At 61.1% G+C, this 19,057-nt stretch carries 17 protein-coding genes and 1 other RNA gene; 16 read left to right on the plus strand and 2 right to left on the minus strand.

The genetic code is table 11. The features are described from left to right. Window positions 1–148 precede the first annotated feature (148 nt). The 3 genes from gatC to gatB are packed head-to-tail and all read left to right on the plus strand — an operon-like array spanning window position 149 to window position 3,650. Window positions 149–460, plus strand: coding sequence for an Asp-tRNA(Asn)/Glu-tRNA(Gln) amidotransferase subunit GatC (gene gatC / locus GT571_RS04290; protein ID WP_118094387.1), 312 nt, complete (start codon window positions 149–151; stop codon window positions 458–460). Beyond that, on the plus strand, window positions 460–1,974 hold the full coding sequence (gatA, locus tag GT571_RS04295) for an Asp-tRNA(Asn)/Glu-tRNA(Gln) amidotransferase subunit GatA (RefSeq protein ID WP_161155705.1): 1,515 nt from the start codon (window positions 460–462) through the stop codon (window positions 1,972–1,974). The genes gatC and gatA overlap by 1 nt, the downstream gene beginning before the upstream one ends. Next, window positions 1,974–3,650, plus strand: a complete 1,677-nt coding sequence (gatB, locus tag GT571_RS04300) for an Asp-tRNA(Asn)/Glu-tRNA(Gln) amidotransferase subunit GatB (protein ID WP_161155707.1) — start codon at window positions 1,974–1,976, stop codon at window positions 3,648–3,650. Before gatA ends, gatB begins: the two co-directional genes overlap by 1 nt. Window positions 3,651–4,001: 351 nt before the next feature. On the opposite strand, the gene GT571_RS04305 is transcribed toward gatB, so the two are convergent. Beyond that, complete coding sequence (locus GT571_RS04305) at window positions 4,002–5,006, minus strand: helix-turn-helix domain-containing protein (RefSeq protein WP_161155709.1); 1,005 nt, start codon at window positions 5,004–5,006, stop codon at window positions 4,002–4,004. A 114-nt stretch (window positions 5,007–5,120) separates the two neighbouring features. Here GT571_RS04305 and GT571_RS04310 point away from each other — a divergent pair, with 114 nt between their 5' ends. From GT571_RS04310 to GT571_RS04335, 6 genes are all read left to right on the plus strand, one after another. Beyond that, a complete protein-coding gene (locus GT571_RS04310; protein ID WP_161155711.1) occupies window positions 5,121–6,947 on the plus strand; it encodes an ABC transporter ATP-binding protein in 1,827 nt (608 codons plus the stop codon). Then, a complete protein-coding gene (locus GT571_RS04315; RefSeq protein WP_161155713.1) occupies window positions 6,948–8,705 on the plus strand; it encodes an ABC transporter ATP-binding protein in 1,758 nt (585 codons plus the stop codon). 194 nt (window positions 8,706–8,899) lie between these two features. Continuing rightward, entirely contained in the window at window positions 8,900–9,145 is a 246-nt protein-coding gene (locus GT571_RS04320) for a DUF6110 family protein (protein ID WP_055250999.1), read from the plus strand. Window positions 9,146–9,223: 78 nt separating this feature from the next. Continuing rightward, on the plus strand, window positions 9,224–11,239 hold the full coding sequence (locus GT571_RS04325) for a heavy metal translocating P-type ATPase (RefSeq protein ID WP_338400640.1): 2,016 nt from the start codon (window positions 9,224–9,226) through the stop codon (window positions 11,237–11,239). Window positions 11,240–11,382: 143 nt separating this feature from the next. Continuing rightward, complete coding sequence (locus GT571_RS04330) at window positions 11,383–11,736, plus strand: eL13 family ribosomal protein (RefSeq protein ID WP_161155717.1); 354 nt, start codon at window positions 11,383–11,385, stop codon at window positions 11,734–11,736. Continuing rightward, window positions 11,733–12,248 (plus strand): PIN domain-containing protein, encoded by a 516-nt coding sequence (locus tag GT571_RS04335; protein WP_204987197.1) that lies wholly within the window; start codon window positions 11,733–11,735, stop codon window positions 12,246–12,248. Before GT571_RS04330 ends, GT571_RS04335 begins: the two co-directional genes overlap by 4 nt. Window positions 12,249–12,306: 58 nt before the next feature. On the opposite strand, the gene GT571_RS04340 is transcribed toward GT571_RS04335, so the two are convergent. Further along, window positions 12,307–12,741 (minus strand): hypothetical protein, encoded by a 435-nt coding sequence (locus GT571_RS04340; protein WP_161155721.1) that lies wholly within the window; start codon window positions 12,739–12,741, stop codon window positions 12,307–12,309. 239 nt (window positions 12,742–12,980) lie between these two features. Between GT571_RS04340 and ssrA the strand changes: the two genes are divergently transcribed. The 7 genes from ssrA to nagB all read left to right on the plus strand — a co-directional run bounded on the left by ssrA (window position 12,981) and on the right by nagB (window position 18,807). Then, window positions 12,981–13,344: a transfer-messenger RNA gene (gene ssrA / locus GT571_RS04345) on the plus strand. Window positions 13,345–13,898: 554 nt separating this feature from the next. Further along, complete coding sequence (locus GT571_RS04350; protein ID WP_118094438.1) at window positions 13,899–14,777, plus strand: patatin-like phospholipase family protein; 879 nt, start codon at window positions 13,899–13,901, stop codon at window positions 14,775–14,777. Between the two features lie 157 nt (window positions 14,778–14,934). Continuing rightward, window positions 14,935–15,378 carry a 50S ribosomal protein L13 gene (gene rplM, locus GT571_RS04355; RefSeq protein ID WP_022094635.1) on the plus strand — a complete coding sequence of 148 codons (444 nt, stop codon included), beginning with the start codon at window positions 14,935–14,937 and terminating at the stop codon, window positions 15,376–15,378. 2 nt (window positions 15,379–15,380) lie between these two features. Beyond that, complete coding sequence (rpsI, locus tag GT571_RS04360; protein ID WP_022094634.1) at window positions 15,381–15,776, plus strand: 30S ribosomal protein S9; 396 nt, start codon at window positions 15,381–15,383, stop codon at window positions 15,774–15,776. A gap of 123 nt (window positions 15,777–15,899) precedes the next feature. Continuing rightward, complete coding sequence (glmM, locus tag GT571_RS04365) at window positions 15,900–17,237, plus strand: phosphoglucosamine mutase (RefSeq protein WP_161145372.1); 1,338 nt, start codon at window positions 15,900–15,902, stop codon at window positions 17,235–17,237. Between the two features lie 101 nt (window positions 17,238–17,338). Next, window positions 17,339–17,806 (plus strand): PTS sugar transporter subunit IIA, encoded by a 468-nt coding sequence (locus GT571_RS04370; protein ID WP_306462842.1) that lies wholly within the window; start codon window positions 17,339–17,341, stop codon window positions 17,804–17,806. Window positions 17,807–18,078: 272 nt separating this feature from the next. After that, window positions 18,079–18,807, plus strand: coding sequence for a glucosamine-6-phosphate deaminase (gene nagB, locus GT571_RS04375; RefSeq protein ID WP_161145374.1), 729 nt, complete (start codon window positions 18,079–18,081; stop codon window positions 18,805–18,807). The last annotated feature ends 250 nt before the right edge of the window (window positions 18,808–19,057 follow it).

A 19,057-nucleotide genomic window follows, 5' to 3' on the forward strand; every position in this document is an offset into this window, starting at 1 on the left:
TTGTGGCGATGCGGTTTTTGCTGCATAACCGCCGGGACGCATCCGCCGCCCTCGTTACGTTTTCGCTGCATTTGGGTAAAGCACCTGCTCCAAGCGGCGTTGCCTTGTATACTAGAGCGGTTTATCTGTTATGCGGAAGGGAGCGCCTATGGCACTCAGCGAGAAAGACGTGCGCGGCATCGCCGAGTACGCAAAGATCGCACTGACCGATGACGAGCTCACCCAGATGACGTCCTACATGAACGACGCCGTCCAGATGCTCGAGCCCGTCTTGCAATATGACTTGCCCGACGTGGAGCCCACGTTCCATCCCATCGGAAGCCTGTCCAACGTGATGGGCGATGACCTGCGCGAGCCCGAGCGCGACCTGCCGCTCGACATTGCGCTCGAAAACGCCGGCAGCGCGCGCGACCGCTACTTCCGCGTGCCGTCCATTTTGGGAGAGGGGGAGAGCGAGTAATGGCGCAGGGCTTCGATTCCTTTACCGCCGCCCAGATCGCCGCGGGCGTTGCCGCCGGCGACTTTACCGCTACCGAGGTAGCCCAGGCCTCCCTTGCCGCCATCGAGGCGCGCGAGGGCGGGGTCCAGGCATTCCTGCAGGTGGCGCCCGAGCTTGCGCTCGAGGCCGCCGCGCGCGTGGATGCCGACCGTGCCGCAGGCAAGCCGCTGCCCCCGCTCGCGGGCGTGCCGCTGGCCATCAAGGACAACATGAACCTCGTGGGCACGCGCACCACCTGTGCTTCCCGCATGCTCGGGGACTACCAGAGCGTCTACACCGCCACCTGCGTCCAGCGCATGCTCGATGCCGGCTGCCTGCCCATGGGCAAGGCCAACATGGACGAGTTTGCCTTTGGCAGCTCCACCGAGAGCTCGGCGTTCCACCGCACCAACAACCCTTGGGATACCGAGCGCGTGCCCGGCGGCTCTTCGGGCGGCTCCGCTGCCGCCGTCGCCGCGGGCGAAGTCGCGCTCTCGCTGGGCTCGGACACCGGCGGCTCCATTCGCCAGCCGGCGTCGCTGTGCGGCGTGGTGGGCTTTAAGCCCACGTATGGTGCCGTGAGCCGTTACGGCGTGGTTGCCTTTGGCTCGTCGCTCGACCAGGTGGGCCCCTTTGGCCGCACGGTCGAGGATGTCGCGCTGGCCATGAACGCGCTTACCGGCGCGGGCCACGATCCGTACGACTGCACCAGCCAAGATTGCGCCGTCGACTTTACCGAGCATCTCAACGACAGCATCGAGGGCAAGCGCGTGGGCATCATCCCTGCGTTTATGGAGGCCGAGGGCCTGACGCCCGAGGTCAAGGCCGCTGTTCAGCGTGCCGCCCAGGAGCTGCAGAATCAGGGCGCCGAGCTGGTCGAGGTCGACCTGCCGCACCTGGACGCCGCCATCGCCGCCTACTACGTCATCGGCCCGGCCGAGGCGTTCTCCAACCTGGCCCGCTTCGACGGCATTCGCTACGGCTATCAGGAGGAGGGCTGCGCCAACCTGTCCGACCAGAGCTCGCTGTCGCGCGCCCACGGCTTTGGCGCCGAGGCCAAGCGCCGTCAGATGCTCGGTGCCTACCTGCTGAGCTCGGGCGTGTACGACAAGTACTACTACGCCGCACAGAAGGCTCGCACACTCATCACGCAGGACTACGACGCCGCGTATGCCAAGGTGGACACCATCCTCATGCCCGCCTCGCCGCGCACGGCCTTTAAGTTTGGCGAGATCAGCGACCCCACGCAGATGTACCTCTCCGACCTGTACACCATCTCGCTCAACATCTGCGGCAACGGTGGCATCTCGGTGCCGCTGGGCCTGGGCGAGGATACTCAGCTGCCCGTTTCTGCTCAGCTGGTGGGGCCTGCCTTTAAGGACCGTCAGCTGCTCACGTTTGCCCGCGCCCTGGAGCGCGGCTTTGCCGATGCCGCCACGGGTGCGCCCGCGCTTTCCGTCGCGCCCGATTTTGCCGGGAAGGGAGGCGAGCTGTAATGAAGGAGCTTTCCGAGGTCCTGCAGGATTGGGAGGCTGTGATCGGCCTGGAGATCCATACCGAGCTCACCGCACTCGATACCAAGATGTTCTGCAATTGCAAGCTCAGCCACGATGACGAGCCCAACGCCAACGTGTGCCCGGTGTGCCTGGGCCTGCCCGGCGCCCTGCCGGTGCCCAACAAGCGCGCCATCGAGAGCATCGTCAAGGCCGGTCTCGCCACCAACTGCGAGATTCAGCGCCACTCGATGTTCTACCGCAAGCACTACTTCTATCCCGATATGGCCAAGAACTTCCAGACCACGCAGGGTCCGGTCGCCTTTGCCATGTACGGTCACTTGGACCTGGACGTGACCGGTCGCGGTGCCGCCGAGCGCCCCGACTGCGCGTTTGGTGAGGCCGAGGCCCAGAGCCTGGCGAGCGCCTCAGCCAACGCCGAGGGCCTGTCCACGTCCATGACGTCGACCATGCGTGAGGGCAACCAGCGCGCCGGCCACCTGGCCAGCTATGACGCGTCCAGCCTGCAGATGCCCGAGCGTCGCGAGGACGGTTCCTACACGGTGCCCATCCGCATCTTGCGCATCCACATGGAGGAGGACGCCGCCAAGATGGTTCACGTGGGCGGCGCCGAGGGCCGCATTACCGCCGCGGCCGAGTCGCTCGTCGACTACAACCGCTGCGGCACTCCGCTCATCGAGCTCGTGACTGAGCCCGACTTGCGTACGCCCGAGGAGGCTCGCCTGTTTATGGAGAAGCTCCGTCGCATCTTTGTGACGCTGGGCATCTCGGACTGCTCCATGGAGAAGGGTTCCATGCGCTGCGACGGCAACGTGTCGCTGCGCCGCCGCGGCGAGACCAAGCTGGGCACCAAGACCGAGCTCAAGAACCTCAACTCGTTCAAGAGCCTGCACGACGGCCTTGCCTACGAGATCTGCCGCCAGGCTGAGGTGCTCGAGGAGGGCGGCATCATCTATCAGGAGACCCGCCACTGGGAGCCCAGCCGCAAGCGCACCGTGGTCATGCGCGTTAAGGAGACGGCCGACGACTATCGTCTGTTCCCCGATCCCGACCTGGCGCCGTTCGATCTGGATGACGAGTTCATCGACCGCTGTCGTGGTGAGATCCCCGAGCTGCCCGATGCCAGGCGCGTCCGTTTTGAGGCCGACTTTGGCATTAAGACGGCCGACGCCGAGCAGATTGCCGGCGACCCCGAGTTTGCCGACTTCTTTGAGGCTGCCGCTGCCGGTATGGCCGGCAAGGAGGCCCAGACGGTCGCAAACCTGCTGGTCAACGAGATGATCGCCTACCTTAAGGGCGCGGGCGTCTCGCTGGCCGAGTCCGGCATCGCTCCGGCTCAGGTGGCGGTGCTGGCCAAGCTGCTGGCGACCGATGCCATCAGCTCCAACCAGGCGCACGAGGTCTTTGAGGCCATGGCCCAGACCGGTGACGATCCCAACAAGATTGTCGACGAGCGCGGCATGCGTCAGGTGAGCGATGCCGGCGCACTGCAGCCGATCGTGGACGAGGTGCTGGCTAACTGTGCCGATCAGGCGCAGCAGTATCGTGACGGCAACCAGAAGGTCATCGGCTTTTTGGTGGGCCAGTGCATGAAGGCGAGCCGCGGCAAGGGCAACCCTAAGCTCTTCAACGAGTTGCTGAGAACGTCGCTCTCGTAAGCGGGAACCCGGGAGCCCCGGCAGGGCGGGTGCTTCCTCAAAATTTCAAACAGTCCTGCGCAAGACGAAGGCCACATTAAGTGGCCTTCTTTGCGTGCGGAACTCATTTTGAGCAAGCACCCGCCCTGCCGGGGCTCCCGGGTTCTGCGACGACTCGGCCGTTCGGGTCAGGTGGGCTGAATGGAATAGAGTGAATGGGCGTGCCGTCGGCACGCCCATTGTTTTGAAGGGAACTCATTGAGAGGCAAGGCCCTGCGCCCGGCCCCTCGGTTCCGTGACGACTCGGCCGTTCGGGTCAGGTGGGGCTGAATTGAATTTGGTGAATGAGGGTGCCGTTGGCGCCTTCATTCTTTATATATGTTGGGAACGCCAAGCGGTGGGGGTGGTGCCGGTGTGTTGCTTGAAGGCTTGGGCGAAGGCGGCCTGCTGAGGGTAGCCTAGACGCTCTGCCACCTGCGCTATCGTGAGCGCGCTATCGGCCAAAAGGTCCTGTGCTCGCTCCATACGGCGTCTGCGAATGTAGGCGCCCAGGGACTCGCCAGTTTGGGCCTTAAAGGTGGCGCATAGTTTGGAGCGGCTTGTGTAGAGCCTCTCGGCCACCTCGTTGATGCCCACATGTTTGCCCTTGTCGAGCGCGCGCTCAATCATTGCCGTTGCTTCTTCGGCAATGGTTATGCTGACGCGTGTGTCTGCCGCCTGCCGCGCCTGCTTGTGGGCCGCGCGCGAACAGGCGAGCTCCGCGACCATGGTCTCCACGATGCCTTGCATATAGACGTGTCCGCCTACGGTACGGGCGCGTTCCTCGTTAATCCGACGCAGCGTGTGGCAGATGGCAGACGTCGCCTCCTCGTGCCATGGCTCGGCAAACGCCTCGAAGATTCCCGCGAACTCGGTGGGATAGCGGTGCTCCAGTTCGTCAAAAAATCCAGGCAAAAAGAGCACCGAGCGCGAGTGATAAAGCTGCCCTGCAAACAGCGGACTTAGCTCCTCGCCGCAGCTATCTTGGATAAAGCTGCACACCGCGCTGTTCGGCCACGGCCCGCGCAGTGGCTTAAGGTTCGCAGGCGTTATGCCAGCCTTGGGCATGCATATGAGCGTGGGCGCGCTGACCTCGCTCACGCAGGCGTACGGCTCGGGTGTGTATTCCGCCAGGTACATATCGTGCGTCGGGGTAATGAAATGCTCCATGACGATGCAGGCAGGGGAGAGGGGCATGATCCATGCGCGGCCGTGCGCCCGGTCGTTTGCCACCTCGCCGGTAAAGACGGCGCCCTTGCCGGTAAGCTCCAGGCCAAACTGCTCAAACTGCGGTGCGTAGAGCTCGGTTATGTCGGTCGCTGCCCGCCGTATTTGCAAAAGCGTCCCTTTCCTTTGCAGAAACGTCCACGCCTGGCTCGATTGTGAGCCAAGGCTAACATATCAATGATAAGTTCATTACGGTTAACTCTCAAGCCGTTAGAAAGGAATCTCATGGCAAAGGGATCAAAAAGGGAAGGCGGCGGTATCGGCGAGCTGCTTGCATATGCCGGCGACCGCAAATTCCTAACGTATTTGGGCATGGCGCTCTCGGCGCTCTCGCAGCTGCTGAGCTTTGGCCCGTACGTGTGTATCTGGTTTGTTGCGCGAGACCTTATCGCCGTGGCGCCTAACTGGAGCGAGGCCACCGACATCGCGATGTATGGTTGGTGGGCTGTGGGCTTTGCCCTGGCGAGCATCGTGGTTTATTTCGTGGGACTCATGTGTACGCACCTATCCGCGTTTCGCTGCGCGTCCAATATCCGCAAGGCTACGAGCGAGCATCTGCTTAAGCTGCCGCTCGGCTACTTTGACACGCATGCCACCGGTGAGCTGCGCCGTATCGTAGACGGATGCGCCGCCTCAACCGAGACGCTGCTCGCACACATGCTACCCGATATCGCCGGCGCCACCGCCATGGTTGCAGGTCTGCTCGTGCTGCTTTTCGCCCTCGATTGGCGTTTGGGCGCGGCGTGCCTTATCTCGGTCGTCGTTTCGCTTGGCGCCATGGCTACCATGATGGGCGGCAAGGGCGGCGAGTTTATGAAGGCCTACATGGGCGCGCTGGTCAAGATGAACAAGACAGGTACCGAATACGTACGCGGCATTCCCGTGGTCAAGGTGTTTCAGCAGACGGTCTATTCCTTTAAGGCGTTCCACGACGCGATCGCCGAATACGCCGACATGGCGCAAAACTATGCGGGCACGTTCTGTCGAGGTCCGCAGGTACTCAACCTTACCGCGCTCAATGGTCTTGTGGCATTCCTATTGCCCGTGGCGTTGCTGTTGGCGCCGGGCGAGACGGACTTCGCGCATTTTATGGCCAACTTCACGTTTTACGCGATATTTTCGGCCGTGGTGCCGACGGCCATGACCAAGCTCATGTTTGTGGGCGAGGCCTCTCAGATGAGTGCCGATTCGCTGGCTCGCATCCGAAGCGTCATGGATTCCAAGCAGCTCTCCGTGTCCGCTCAACCCAAGCATCCTGCCAGCAGCGACGTGCGATTTGAGGACGTGAGCTTTACGTACGAGGGTGCCGAAGCACCTGCCGTTAGCCATGTGAGTTTCAGCGTTTCCGCTGGTAGCACCCTCGCCCTGGTGGGTCCCTCGGGTGGCGGTAAGTCAACCTGCGCAAGCCTGATCCCGCGTTTTTGGGATGTTTCCTCGGGTCGAGTGCTCGTAGGCGGTGTGGACGTTCGCGACATGGACCCGCACGAGCTTATGGACCAGGTTGCCTTCGTGTTCCAGACCAACCAGCTGTTCCGCCAAACACTTGCCGATAACGTGCGTGCCTCCAAGCCCACGGCCACTGACGACGAAGTGCGTGCGGCCCTCTCCGCAGCTCAGTGCGACGATATCGTGGCCAAGCTCCCGCAGGGCATCGACACCATGCTCGGCGCCGGCGGGGCGTACCTTTCGGGCGGCGAGGTCCAGCGCGTGGCGCTCGCCCGCGCAATCCTTAAGGACGCGCCCATCGTGGTGCTCGACGAGGCCACAGCCTTTGCCGACCCCGAGAACGAGGCGCTCATCCAGCGCGCCTTTAGCAAACTGGCGGCGGGTCGCACAGTCATTATGATCGCGCACCGGCTTTCGACCGTGGTGGGGGCCGACAAGATCGTGGTGCTCAACCAAGGTAGCGTGCAGGAGACTGGCACCCATGCCGAGCTGCTGTCCCAAAAGGGTCTATACGCCAAGATGTGGGCTGAATACGAACAGGCCGCGAGCTGGAAAATCACTGCAGCGACCGCGGATGCCGCCGTCACGAAGGGAGGCGAGGCCTAAATGTTCGCCTCATTCCAAAAGAAGTATTTCCTATCCGATAAAGGCGTCGCCGGCGTAAAACGCGGCATTTTCTGGACCACGCTCACTAATCTCATTACCATGGCCGGCATGGGCTTTTTATTCCTGGTCATGGGCGGTTTTGTCGAACATCTCGCCAGCGGGGCTGACCTGCCGGATGCCCTGCCGATTGTGGGCGGCCTCCTGGTCTTTTTCGTGTTGCTCTTTGCCTCTAACTGGCAGCAGTATTACTACACCTACTGCATCTTTTACGAGGAGTGCGGCAAGCAGCGTATGGAGATCGCCGAGCGCTTGCGCAAGCTGCCGCTGTCGTTTTTTGGCCGTCGTGATCTGGCCGATTTAACCGAGACCATCATGGGCGACGTCCAGGTCATGGAGCACGCCTACAGCCACGTGCTGGGAGAGCTTTGGGGTGCCATCATCGCAAGTGCCATCGTGTTCGTGGCGTCACTGTTCTTTTGCTGGCAGCTGGCGATTGCGGCGTTTTGGAGCGTGCCCGTGGCCTTTGCCGTGCTGTATCTGACACGCGGGCCCATGACCCCGGTGTTCGACCATGTGCGCGCCGAGAAGGTCAAGGTCACCGAGGCGATCCAGGAGACGCTCGACTGCGTGCGCGAGATCCGCGCCACCAACCAGGAGGCCCATTATCTTGAGGGGCTCAACGCCGTGATCGATGCCGAGGAGCGCGAAACCACCAAGGGCGAGCTCGCCAATGGGCTTTTGGTCAACTCCGCCTTTGCCATCCTGCGCCTGGGGATTGCCACCACGTTGGTCACGGGCGCTGCGATGGTCGCCTCCGGCCAGGCCGACTTTTTGATGATGTTTGCCTTCCTGCTTATGGTGAGCCGCATCTATGCGCCCTTTGATCAGGCGCTGATGCTGATGTCCGAGCTGTTTGCCGCCGAGTCGTCGGCCAAGCGCATGCGTTCCATCATGGAAGAGCCCGTGGCGCGGGGCAGCGAGCAGTTTGAGCCCGTAGGCCACGATGTGGTGTTCGATCACGTGGCATTTGGCTATGGTGCGGGCGAGGACGGCCGCGCCGGCGAGAAAGTTCTTACCGATGTGAGCTTTACCGCCAAGGAAGGCGAGGTCACGGCACTGGTCGGTCCTTCGGGCTCCGGTAAGTCCACGGTGAGCCGCCTGGCCGCGCGCTTTTGGGACGCCACCGAAGGCACGGTCACCGTGGGCGGCGTGGATGTTGCGAGCGTGGATCCCGAGGTGTTGCTGCGCGACTACGCCATTGTGTTCCAAGACGTGCTGCTCTTTGACGACACGGTGATGGGAAACATCCGTCTTGGTCGTCGCGATGCCACCGATGAGGAAGTGCTTGCTGCCGCGCGTGCCGCCAACTGCGACGAGTTTGTGAGCCGCATGCCGCAGGGTTATGACACCATGATCGGCGAGAACGGCTCCAAGCTGTCCGGCGGTGAGCGCCAGCGCATCTCTATCGCCCGTGCGCTGCTCAAAGACGCGCCTATCGTGCTGTTGGACGAGGCGACGGCGAGCTTGGATGTGGAGAACGAGACCGTGGTTCAGCAGGCGCTCTCCCGTCTGCTCGCAGGTAAGACGGTTATCGTTATTGCCCACCGTATGCGTACGGTGGAAAATGCCGACAAAATCGTTGTACTCAAGGATGGTGTGGTTGCCGAGCAGGGCACTCCGGCGCAGCTCAAGGCGGCAGGTGGAGAATTCGCCCGCATGGTGGCGCTGCAAAAGGAAGCAGCTACCTGGCAGTTGTAAGAAGGGGCAAAGGGACAGTCCCTTTGTCACATTGACAATCGGTTACTCCGCATCGTTAATTTTCAAAAGATTAGCCATGGCTGACCTAGATAGTTAGATAAAATTGAGATATTTCAAAGCGTGCTCGAGCAAACTTGTTTACTCGGGTGCTGAGGCACCATGCCGCGTCCAATGCGGCAAAAGGGAGAGACATCATGAAGAAGTCCACGTTCAACACCCTGCTTGTTGGTGGCGGTTTTCTGCTTGGTACGGCTGGCATCAAGCTGCTCACCAGCGCTCCGGTAAAGAACGCCTGCGTGCAGGGTATCGCGTGCGGCATGCGCATCAAGAACGGCTACCAGGACATGGTCGAGCAGGCCAAGGCTAATGTCGACGACATGGTTGCCGAGGCGGCCTACATCACCCAGAGCGAGGCCGCTGCTGACGAGGCAGCCGAGTAACGCTCCCAGGCACAAACTATGAGATTCTCGATTATCAGCGAGATCCCCGGCAGGACCCGTCTTCAATTGGCGGGTCCTGTGCCAGAGAGCGATCTCGATGCACTTCTTAAGCTCAGCGGCGATATCGACGGCGTGCACAAGGTGCGCGTCTACGGCCGTATTGGCCAGATGGCGCTCGAATACGACGAGTCGCGCCGCGATGCCGTGCTGGCCGCCGTCGGTGCGCTCGACGCTCAGGCCATTGCCGACGCAAAGACAGGCTACGTGATGCAGCTTGAGCCACGCAAGCACAAGCTCGTCATGGATCTTGCCACACTTATCGGTGCCCATTACGCACGTCGCTGGTTTTTGCCCACGCCCCTGCGTGCGGTGTTTGTCGTGGCCGGTTACATGACCTTTTTGCGCGCCGCCCTGCGTGAGCTCGCGCAGCCGCGCTTGACCGTTCCCGTGCTCGACGCTTCGGCCATCGGTATCTCGTTTGTCAAACGTGATGTCGACACCGCGGGCCAGACGATGTTCCTGCTCAATGTGGGAGAGCTGCTCGAGGACTACACGCGCGCCATGAGCGAAAACGAGCTCATCAACTCGCTGCTCGATGTGCCCGACAAGGCGCAAAAGGTCGTCGGCGACACCGAGGTAAGCGTTGCCGCCACCGAGCTCGAGCCCGGCGACTTGGTCGCCGTGCGCACCGGCATGTCCATCTGCATCGACGGTGTTGTCGAGCAGGGGAGCGCTATGGTCAACCAGGCGACCCTGACCGGCGAGCCGCTGGCCGTCGAGCGCAGCGTGGGCGACGACGTGTTCGCCGGTACCGTCGTGGAAGACGGCGGCATCTTGGTGCGCGTGCGCGCCAATACGGCGCAAACCAAACTGCGCTCAATCGTCTCGCTCGTGCAGACGGCCGACTCGCTCAAGTCCGAGGGCCAGTCGCATATGGAGGACCTTGCCAACAAGATCGTCCCGTGGAACTTCCTGCTCGCGGGCCTGGTTGCGCTTACTACCCGCAGCCTCATCAAGACCTCGGCGGCACTGATGGTCGACTACTCGTGCGCACTCAAGCTCACGGGTTCCGTTGCCGTCATGACCGCTATGAGCGATGCTGCCAAGATGGGCGTCATGGTCAAGGGCGCGAAGTACTTTGAGTCGTTTGCCAAGGCCGACACCATTGTGTTTGACAAGACCGGCACGCTTACCGAGGCGCAGCCGCGTCTTGCCTGCGTGCTCACCACCGATGGCTGGAGCGAGGACGAGGTCCTGCGCCTTTCCGCTTGCTTGGAGGAGCATTTTCCGCATCCGGTGGCGCGTGCCGTGGTCAATGCGGCACGCGAGCGCGGGCTCGAGCACCGCGAGCGCCATGCTGCCGTCGAGTACATCGTGGCGCACGGCATCGCTTCGTCCATCGAGGGGCGTCGCGTGATTATCGGCTCGGCACACTTTGTGTTTGAGGACGAGAGCGCGCAGCTCGATTCCGACATTAAGGAGCGCATTGAGTCCCAGATGCAGGGCCTGTCGCCGCTGTACCTGGCGGTCGACGGCAAGGTCGTCGGCGTGCTCGGCATCGAGGATCCGCTCAAGGCCGGGGTCCGTGAGGCCATCGCCGACCTGCACGCGTTGGGCGTTAAGCATGTCGTTATGCTCACGGGCGACTCGGAGCGCACGGCCGAGCGCATTGCTCGCGAGGCAGGGGTCGACGAGTTTAAGGCCGAGCTGCTGCCCGAGGACAAGTACGCGTATGTGGAGCGCATTAAGGGCGAGGGGCGCCACGTTGCCATGGTGGGCGACGGTGTCAACGATTCGCCGGCGCTCGGTTTGGCCGACGTGGGCTTGGCGATGGGTGGCGGAAGCGACATCGCCAAGGAGGTCGCCGATATCATCCTGACCGATACGGATCTGGCCGCAATCGTGCGCCTGCGCCGCATGAGTCAGGGCCTCATTGATCGTCTGACGAGCTCCTACTCTAAGGTGATGCTCACCAACTCGGCGCTGTTGGCATTGGGTATTACCGGCGCGATTACCCCGCAGACGTCGTCGTTACTGCACAACGGCTCGACGATTGCCTACAGCCTGAGCAACGCAAAGGCGTACCTGCATTAGCAGACGTGTTCGCCCACGTTATCTGGCCTGCGCCCAGACGGCATTTGTGTCGTCTGGGCGCAGGCCTTTTGCGTTTGACCATGTGCTAGCTTCTCTATATAGTGTTGCTAACAGGGCTAGCAATTGAAGGGAGCGGGATCGACGTGGGTGCTGTTAGCGGCATGGCGCAGGTGAACGTTCGCGTGGATCGCCAGGTCAAGAACCGTGCCGAGGAGGCGCTGCGGCTTTCGGGCGGGTCACTGCCCGAGCTCATCAAAAAGGTGGTGGCAAAGGTTGCGCAGGGCGGCGGGAAGTGCGAGGAAGTGCTTGCGGCCGTCGACGACCGGCGGCAATCCGTCGCGCCCGATACTCCGTTCGCCGCATCATGGGCAGCGGCAGACCGGCTTTATGCAGATTTGGGCATCGCTACGTCGCCCGTATCCGACGATCGCGATTGGGACACAATCTATTCCGAAGCCATGGACGAGCGCTATCGCCAAAAGGGGATGATCCTGTGAGCGGGGCTCCCCTCAAAATAATGGTGGACGCCAACGTATGGGTTGATTCGTTTTGCGTCGACCATGCCGAGTCGCTTGCCGCGCGTGCGTTTATTGGGCAGGCGGCGGAGGCAGGGGCATTGATGTTCTTTCCGGTGCATATCGCCAAGGACGTGCTGTATGTTGTACAGCACGAACTGAAGCGCAGCGTTCTTGCCAGCGGGGGAGCGCTCGGCGAGGCTTCTGCCCGCGCGATTGGCGATGCGGCGCTGGCGTTTGTTCGGAACATGACCGAAAACGCCACGGCCGTGGGTGCAGATGCGTCGGACCTTTGGCTGGCCGACAAATACTTAGCGCTCCATCGCGATTACGAAGACAACTTGGTGCTCGCCGCGTGCAAGCGCGCGCAGGTCGATTACTTGGTGACTAACGATCGCAAGCTGCTCGAACATGCCGATCTTGCAGCAAAGACCCCGCGCCAAATGATGCCGATTCTGGCTTTGGCCGAACGCGGCCGCGCGGCTATCGGTTGACGCAAACTGTTTGCGGGCCTCTTGGACGACGATGCGCCAAGGGGCCCGCGTCTGCTATTTACAAAAGCTCGGCCTTAATGGCGGGACTTTCTGCGAGCTGCTCGGCTGCCTTTTCGTCGGAGCTATCGAGTGCTGCCAGGCTTCGGTAGACCCACTCGTTGACCTGGGTGTTCTTGACGCCTGCGGTCTGCATAAGGGCGCCTACCTCGCGGATTGCTGCGAACAGATCGGCCTTGGGACCCGCGAGCTCGACCTCGATACCGTGGTAGGCGGCCACGCCGCGGTTCTCACTCACGTGGTCGATAAAGCCCTCGACGGTCTCAAGCTGCTGAGTGAGAGCTGCATCATCGTCAACGTCCAGCGCGACGAGTGCGTTCGATACCGTGAGGGCGGGATGTCCGCAGGGGACAAAGCCCTCGATGACATCCATAGCTTCGGTAATGGTTGAGCCCAGGCCTGCGAGGGCATTGACGAGTTGCTGCTTGGTATCCATAACGGTCCTTTCGACGGGTCAATTTTGCTTGGCGAAAATATACGTGACGCGATCGGTAACAAAAGTGCGAAGTGCGGCGCACATTGGGGTCTTCACAGCTCGTGCATAGAACAGCTGTCCGCTTTCAGAACGTGGTAAGATAACACTCCACAAGCGGGGCTCGCCCCGTATGTTCCTTGAAAAGTCGACGGTTATCGGGTGTTTGCAGGCCCGATACCATCCAGACTTTCCCGACATTCGGGGGCGACTGGTTTCGACACGATAGCTCTGAGAGAGGAAGCAAGCCGAGGTCTCCTCGCCTCGTTAAACAGGGGTACCGTCAAATTGAATTGACAACAACTCTTCTTTTGAGCCTATGGCTCTCGCTGCTTAATTTATAGCGGCGCGTCAACCCGGTGATTTCCCCGACACCGGCGCGACGTCATGTTAGGGGAATGCTCCTGCGCACGTAATCGGTATGGCGCAGGCTAAGATCGAACCGGTTGGGATGCTGCGAGCGTGTCGCTGCGCGCAAAGCGTCCGAGACTAAACCAGCGACTGAGCTTGGAGATGCCAATCAGGGGGCTTTCGTGGACCGGAGTTCGATTCTCCGCGCCTCCACCAATAGTTACAGGCAGGTAGATATTCGTATCTACCTGCCTTTTCATTTCTAGCCCGTACCGCGGAGAATCGAACTCTATGCAGGGCGCGGGCGTTAAGCAAACGCGAAGCGTTTGTAGCCCGCGGGCGAGGGCGGCGGCAGCCGGCCGAAGCCGGTGCGTATTTGCGAAGCGAATACGCGGATTCTCCGCGCAAAGCCTCAGCCCAAAACAGATGCGATGTTATCGAATCTCAGCCGGTCATGCGCCGCATCAACGGAATCCCAAACCCGCGGAGAATCGAACTCTATGCAGGGCGCGGGCGTAAAGAAAAACGCCTCAGTGACTCAGACCGGGACACGCTTTCCCAATGGCAGCTCAAGCGGAAAGCGCATCCCGGAATCCGCGCTCAGAACGGGTCGCGCTTTCCCAATGACGGTCCAAGCGGAAAGCGCATCCCGGAATCCCGCCTCAAACTGGGACGCGCTTTTCGCTTCACCTGCCGCCTCGAAAAACCTGCGCGCCCTCCATTCCAAAACTGGGTAGAAGAAAGCCAAAACGCAATCGCAGGAGGTCAATATGACTGCAGAAGATAAGGCAAAGAACGCCGGCAAGGTCGCGCTCGTTTTGGAGGGCGGCAGCTTCCGCGGGCAATTTACCGCAGGCGTACTCGACGTTCTCATGGAGGCCGGCGTCGAGATTCCGGCTGTCTACGGTGTATCGGCCGGCGCTCTCAACGGCGTGAACTACAAGTCGCATCAGATCGGCCGTGCCAACCGCATCAACCTGGCTTTCTGCAATGACAACCGCTTCATGGGCGCCGCATCGTTTGCGTCCACGGGCTCCATCGTGGGTTACGATTTTATCTTCAACGATGTCCAGGACCGCCTGGATCCCTTTGACAACGAAGCGTTCGACGCGAGCCCCACCAAGATGTACGCCGTCGCGACGGACATGCTCTTTGGAACCGCTGCATACCTGCCGGTCAAAAGCGCCGTGCTCGACCTCGATGCCGTGCGCGCCTCGACGTCGCTGCCGCTGGTGACGCCGCCGGTCGAGATCGATGGGCACAAATACGTCGACGGCGGCGTAGCCGATTCGGTCCCCATCGAGCACGTGCTGGAGGAGGCCGGCTTCGACCGTGCAGTCGTCATTGTCACGCAGGATCGCTCGTACGAGAAAAAGCCCTACGAGTTTATGCCCGCCGCACGCGCTCGCTATGCCGACTACCCCTACCTGCTTGAGGCTATCGAGACGCGCCACGACCGCTATAACATCCAGCGCATGCATCTGTGGAAGTATGAGCGCGAGGGCCGCGCGCTGGTCGTTGCTCCACAAAAGCCGGTCGAGGTCGGTCACGTTGAGCATGATCCGGCAAAGCTCCTCGACCTGTATATTCAGGGCCGCCAGGAGGCAAAGCGCCTACTGAGTGATATCGAGGCATTTGTCGAGCGCTAGTGTCGCGACGTCATGACCCATGGATGACATGTGCAGAAACTCTGGTCGGAGCCAAAATACCTGTTGACTCGGGCGGCGAGCGGGGTAATATGGACGGGTTACTTGCAGAGCCCCGTGAATCTCTGTAACAACACGTACTGTACATGGAGGAGTCTAAGTGATTTCGAAATCGACTCACTACGCCAAGCAGGGCGAGGTCCAGCGCAACTGGGTTCTCGTCGACGCCGATGGTGCTGTCCTGGGCCGTCTTGCCACCCAGATCGCAATGATTCTGCGCGGTAAGAACAAGCCCCAGTTCACGCCCAACAGCGACTGCGGCGACTTCGTTGTCGTCATCAACGCCGATAAGGTCCAGCTTACCGGTAACAAGGCCGACACGAAGACCTATTATCGCCACAGCGGCTACAACGGCGGCCTCAAGGCTGAGAGCTTCCGCCAGGCTATGGAGAAGCACCCGGAGAAGGTCATCGAGCGCGCCGTTCGCGGCATGCTGCCCAAGACCACCCTCGGCCGTGCCCAGATGACCAAGCTTAAGGTCTACGCTGGTGCCGAGCATCCGCACGCTGCCCAGAACCCCACGAAGATTGAGCTGGAGGCTTAAAGATGGCTGAGAACACCGTTGTCTACCAGGGTACCGGCCGTCGTAAGAACGCCGTCGCCCGCGTCCGTCTCGTCCCCGGCACCGGCAAGGTGACCATCAACAAGCGTGACGCCGAGCAGTATTTCGGCCGTCATCAGCTCGTTGAGAACGCCCTTGCCCCCTTCAAGGTGACCGACACCGCCGGTCAGTTCGACGTTATCGCTCTGTGCGATGGCGGCGGCATCTCCGGTCAGTCCGGCGCTCTGCGCCTGGGCATCGCTCGTGCTCTTCTGAACGCTGGCGATTACCGTGCTGACCTCAAGAAGGCCGGTTTCCTTACGCGCGATGCTCGCGTGGTCGAGCGCAAGAAGTACGGCCTCAAGAAGGCCCGCCGCGCTCCCCAGTTCTCCAAGCGCTAAGGTTTTATCTCCTTACGAGATACAATGTACAAGCGGGGCCTGCCGATTGCTCGGCGGGTCCCGCTTTTCTTTTTCGACTAGGGTGGGCGACTGCGTTTTGCCCACTTGGGAAGGAGCGATCCTATGCCCCAGAACATCTTCGGTACCGATGGCGTCCGTGGCGTCGCCAACGCCGACCTCTCGTGCGACCTTGCATTTCGTCTGGGCCGCGCGGCGACCAAGTTCCTTGGCCCGGACATTTGCATCGGTCGCGATACGCGTCTTTCGGGCACCATGCTCGAGAGTGCTCTGACCGCCGGCATTATGGCCGAGGGCGGCCGTCCGCATTGCTGCGGCGTTATCCCTACGCCGGCCGTGGCACTGCTCACCGTTCAAAACGAGCTCGACGGCGGCATTGTCATTTCTGCTTCGCACAATCCGCCGGAGTTCAACGGCATCAAGTTCTTTAGTCGTAAGGGCATGAAGCTTCCCGACGCGGTTGAGGAAGAGATCAGCGCCTGGGTCATGTCCGAGGAGGCCATGGCTGCCGACACGCTGCCGACCGGCGCCGGTGTGGGTCACATCATCAAGATGAAGGATGCCCGCAAGGCCTATGTCGATCATGCCATCAGCACGCTCGACGGCCTTAAGCTCGACGGCCTGGTCGTTGCCGTCGACTGCGGTCACGGTGCTTCCTGCCAGACCACGCCTGCCGCGCTGCAGCGCCTGGGCGCCACGGTGCATGCCATCAACACCGATTTCTGCGGCACCGACATTAACGTCGAGTGCGGCTCCACGCACCTTGAGCCCCTGCGCGAGCTCGTGCTGCGCACCCACGCCGATATCGGCCTGGCCCACGACGGCGACGCCGATCGCGTGCTGTTCGTGGACAGTGAGGGCAACGAGATCGATGGCGACTACATCCTGGCTATCTGCGGCTCCGACCTTGCTGCTCGCGGCAAGCTCGCCAACTCCGAGATCGTCTCGACCGTCATGTGTAACCTGGGTTTCTCCATCGCAATGAAGGAGCAGGGCTTTGAGATGGTCCAGACCGCCGTGGGCGACCGCTACGTTTTGGAGCGCATGCTCGAGGACGGTGCCGTTATCGGTGGCGAGCAGTCCGGCCACATCATCTTCCTGGAGCACAACACCACCGGCGACGGTCTGGTGACGGCTCTGCAGCTGCTGGCCGTGCTCAAGCGCACCGGCCGCACCCTTACCGACCTTGCTGGCATCATGAAGAAGTACCCGCAGGTGCTCGTCAACGTGCATTCGGACAACAAGGCCGGCCTGGACGATTGCCAGCCCATTTGGGACGCCGTCGCTGCCGCCGAGAAAGAGCTCAACGGTCGCGGCCGCATCTTGGTGCGCCCGAGCGGTACCGAGCCGCTGGTTCGCGTTATGGCCGAGGCGGAGACGCACGAGCTGACCCAGCGTGTTGTTGACGATATCGTCGAGGTTGTCAAGCGCGAACTTCCCTAATGGCCAAAAACGGGTGCCAAGTGGTAAACTGACAAGGTTATTTTGATTGATTGGTATGTCCGAGGGGGAGCATGTTCACTAAAGTCCTAAGGTCTTTTGGTATGCGTGGTCGAGTCCTTACGCTGGATGCTCCCATCTCGGGTGATGTCATTCCGTTGTCCGAGGTCAATGACCAGACGTTTGCCACCGGCCTTTTGGGCCAGGGCGTGGCGATTCAGCCTGCCGGCACGCGCGTGATTGCGCCGGCAGACGCCAAGGTCGAGGCCATTTTTCCCACGGGACACGCCGTTGCGCTCAACACGGTCGATGGCCTAGACGTGCTCATCCACGTTGGTTTGGACACTGTTCAGCTCGAGGGCAAGCACTTTACCGTACATGCGCAAGTGGGTGACATCGTCCATAAGGGCGATGTACTCATCGAGTTCGATCGCGAGGCAATTGCTGCCGAGGGCTACGATGTGACGGTTCCCATCTTGGTGTGCAACTCCGTTGAGTTCTCGAGCATCAAGGGTTCCGTTGGCGAGCATGTCGAGGAGATGGACCAACTCATCGTCGCTCGCGAGCGCTAGTGAGCGCGCTCGGCCTTTAGCCTACAATTCAAACACGTTTACGGAGGGCGCCCTTGAAAGAGGACGCCCTCCGTGGCAAGATGGGATTTGTCCGAAGCTAAACAGCTTTGGGTCACCGTGGACGGGCAGGGGCCTCGACGCGGGTAGACACGAGACATATACATTACGCGACCTCGCCCTGGTGGCCGCACACGTTGGTTGCGGCCGACGCGGGCCGCGGGCAAGTGCTTGTAAGGGGAGCCTTGCCTCTCTTGTACGAGAAAGGACGCGTAATGAAGATTATTAAAGCTAAAGACTACGAGGATATGAGCCGCAAGGCCGCCAATATCATCTCGGCCCAGGTTATCCTCAAGCCCGATTGCGTGCTGGGTCTTGCCACCGGCTCCACCCCGATTGGCGCCTACAAGCAGCTCGCCGCTTGGTACGAGAAGGGTGACGTCGACTTTGCCGAGGTCAGCACCTACAACCTCGACGAGTATCGTGGCCTTTCGCACGACGATCCCCAGAGCTACCACTACTTTATGCGTGAGAACTTCTTCGATCACATTAACATCGACCTGAACAACACACATGTGCCCGATGGCTCCAATCCCGACGCTGCCGCTGCCTGCTCTGAGTACGACAAGATCGTCGCTGCTGCCGGTTACCCTGATCTGCAGCTGCTCGGCATCGGTAACAACGGTCACATTGGCTTCAACGAGCCCGATGACCACTTCTCCAAGGGTACGCACTGTGTCGACCTCACCGAGAGCACCATTCAGGCCAACAGCCGCCTGTTCGACAGCATCGACGACGTGCCCCGTCAGGCCTACACCATGGGTACCCAGACCATCATGTATGCCCGCATGATCCTAGTCGTCGCCAACGGCGAGGCCAAGGCGCAGGCCGTGCATGACATGTGCTATGGTCCGGTTACCCCCGAGTGCCCTGCCTCGATCCTGCAACTGCACACCAACTGCGTTGTCGTTGCCGACGAGGCCGCCCTTTCGCTCTGCAAGTAGCGAAAGCCTATCACCTCGACATAGCTTTGCCGAAGGCCTCCGCTTTGCGGGGGCCTTTTTGTTATCCCTCTCCGCCCGCTTGACCAAAATCTTGCCGCAAGCTTGACGAATGCCGGATGCCCAACAGCTTGATTCATTCCATACCAGATTCTATGCAAAAATGCCACTAAAAGGTCGTAGACGGTAGCGGGTGCTAGGCGAGTTGAATGACATGGCTGAACCTTGTTCATTTGCGTTACACTGCCGCTTA

The organism is Collinsella aerofaciens (genome assembly GCF_009876115.1).
GTDB classification, from domain to species: domain Bacteria; phylum Actinomycetota; class Coriobacteriia; order Coriobacteriales; family Coriobacteriaceae; genus Collinsella; species Collinsella aerofaciens_N.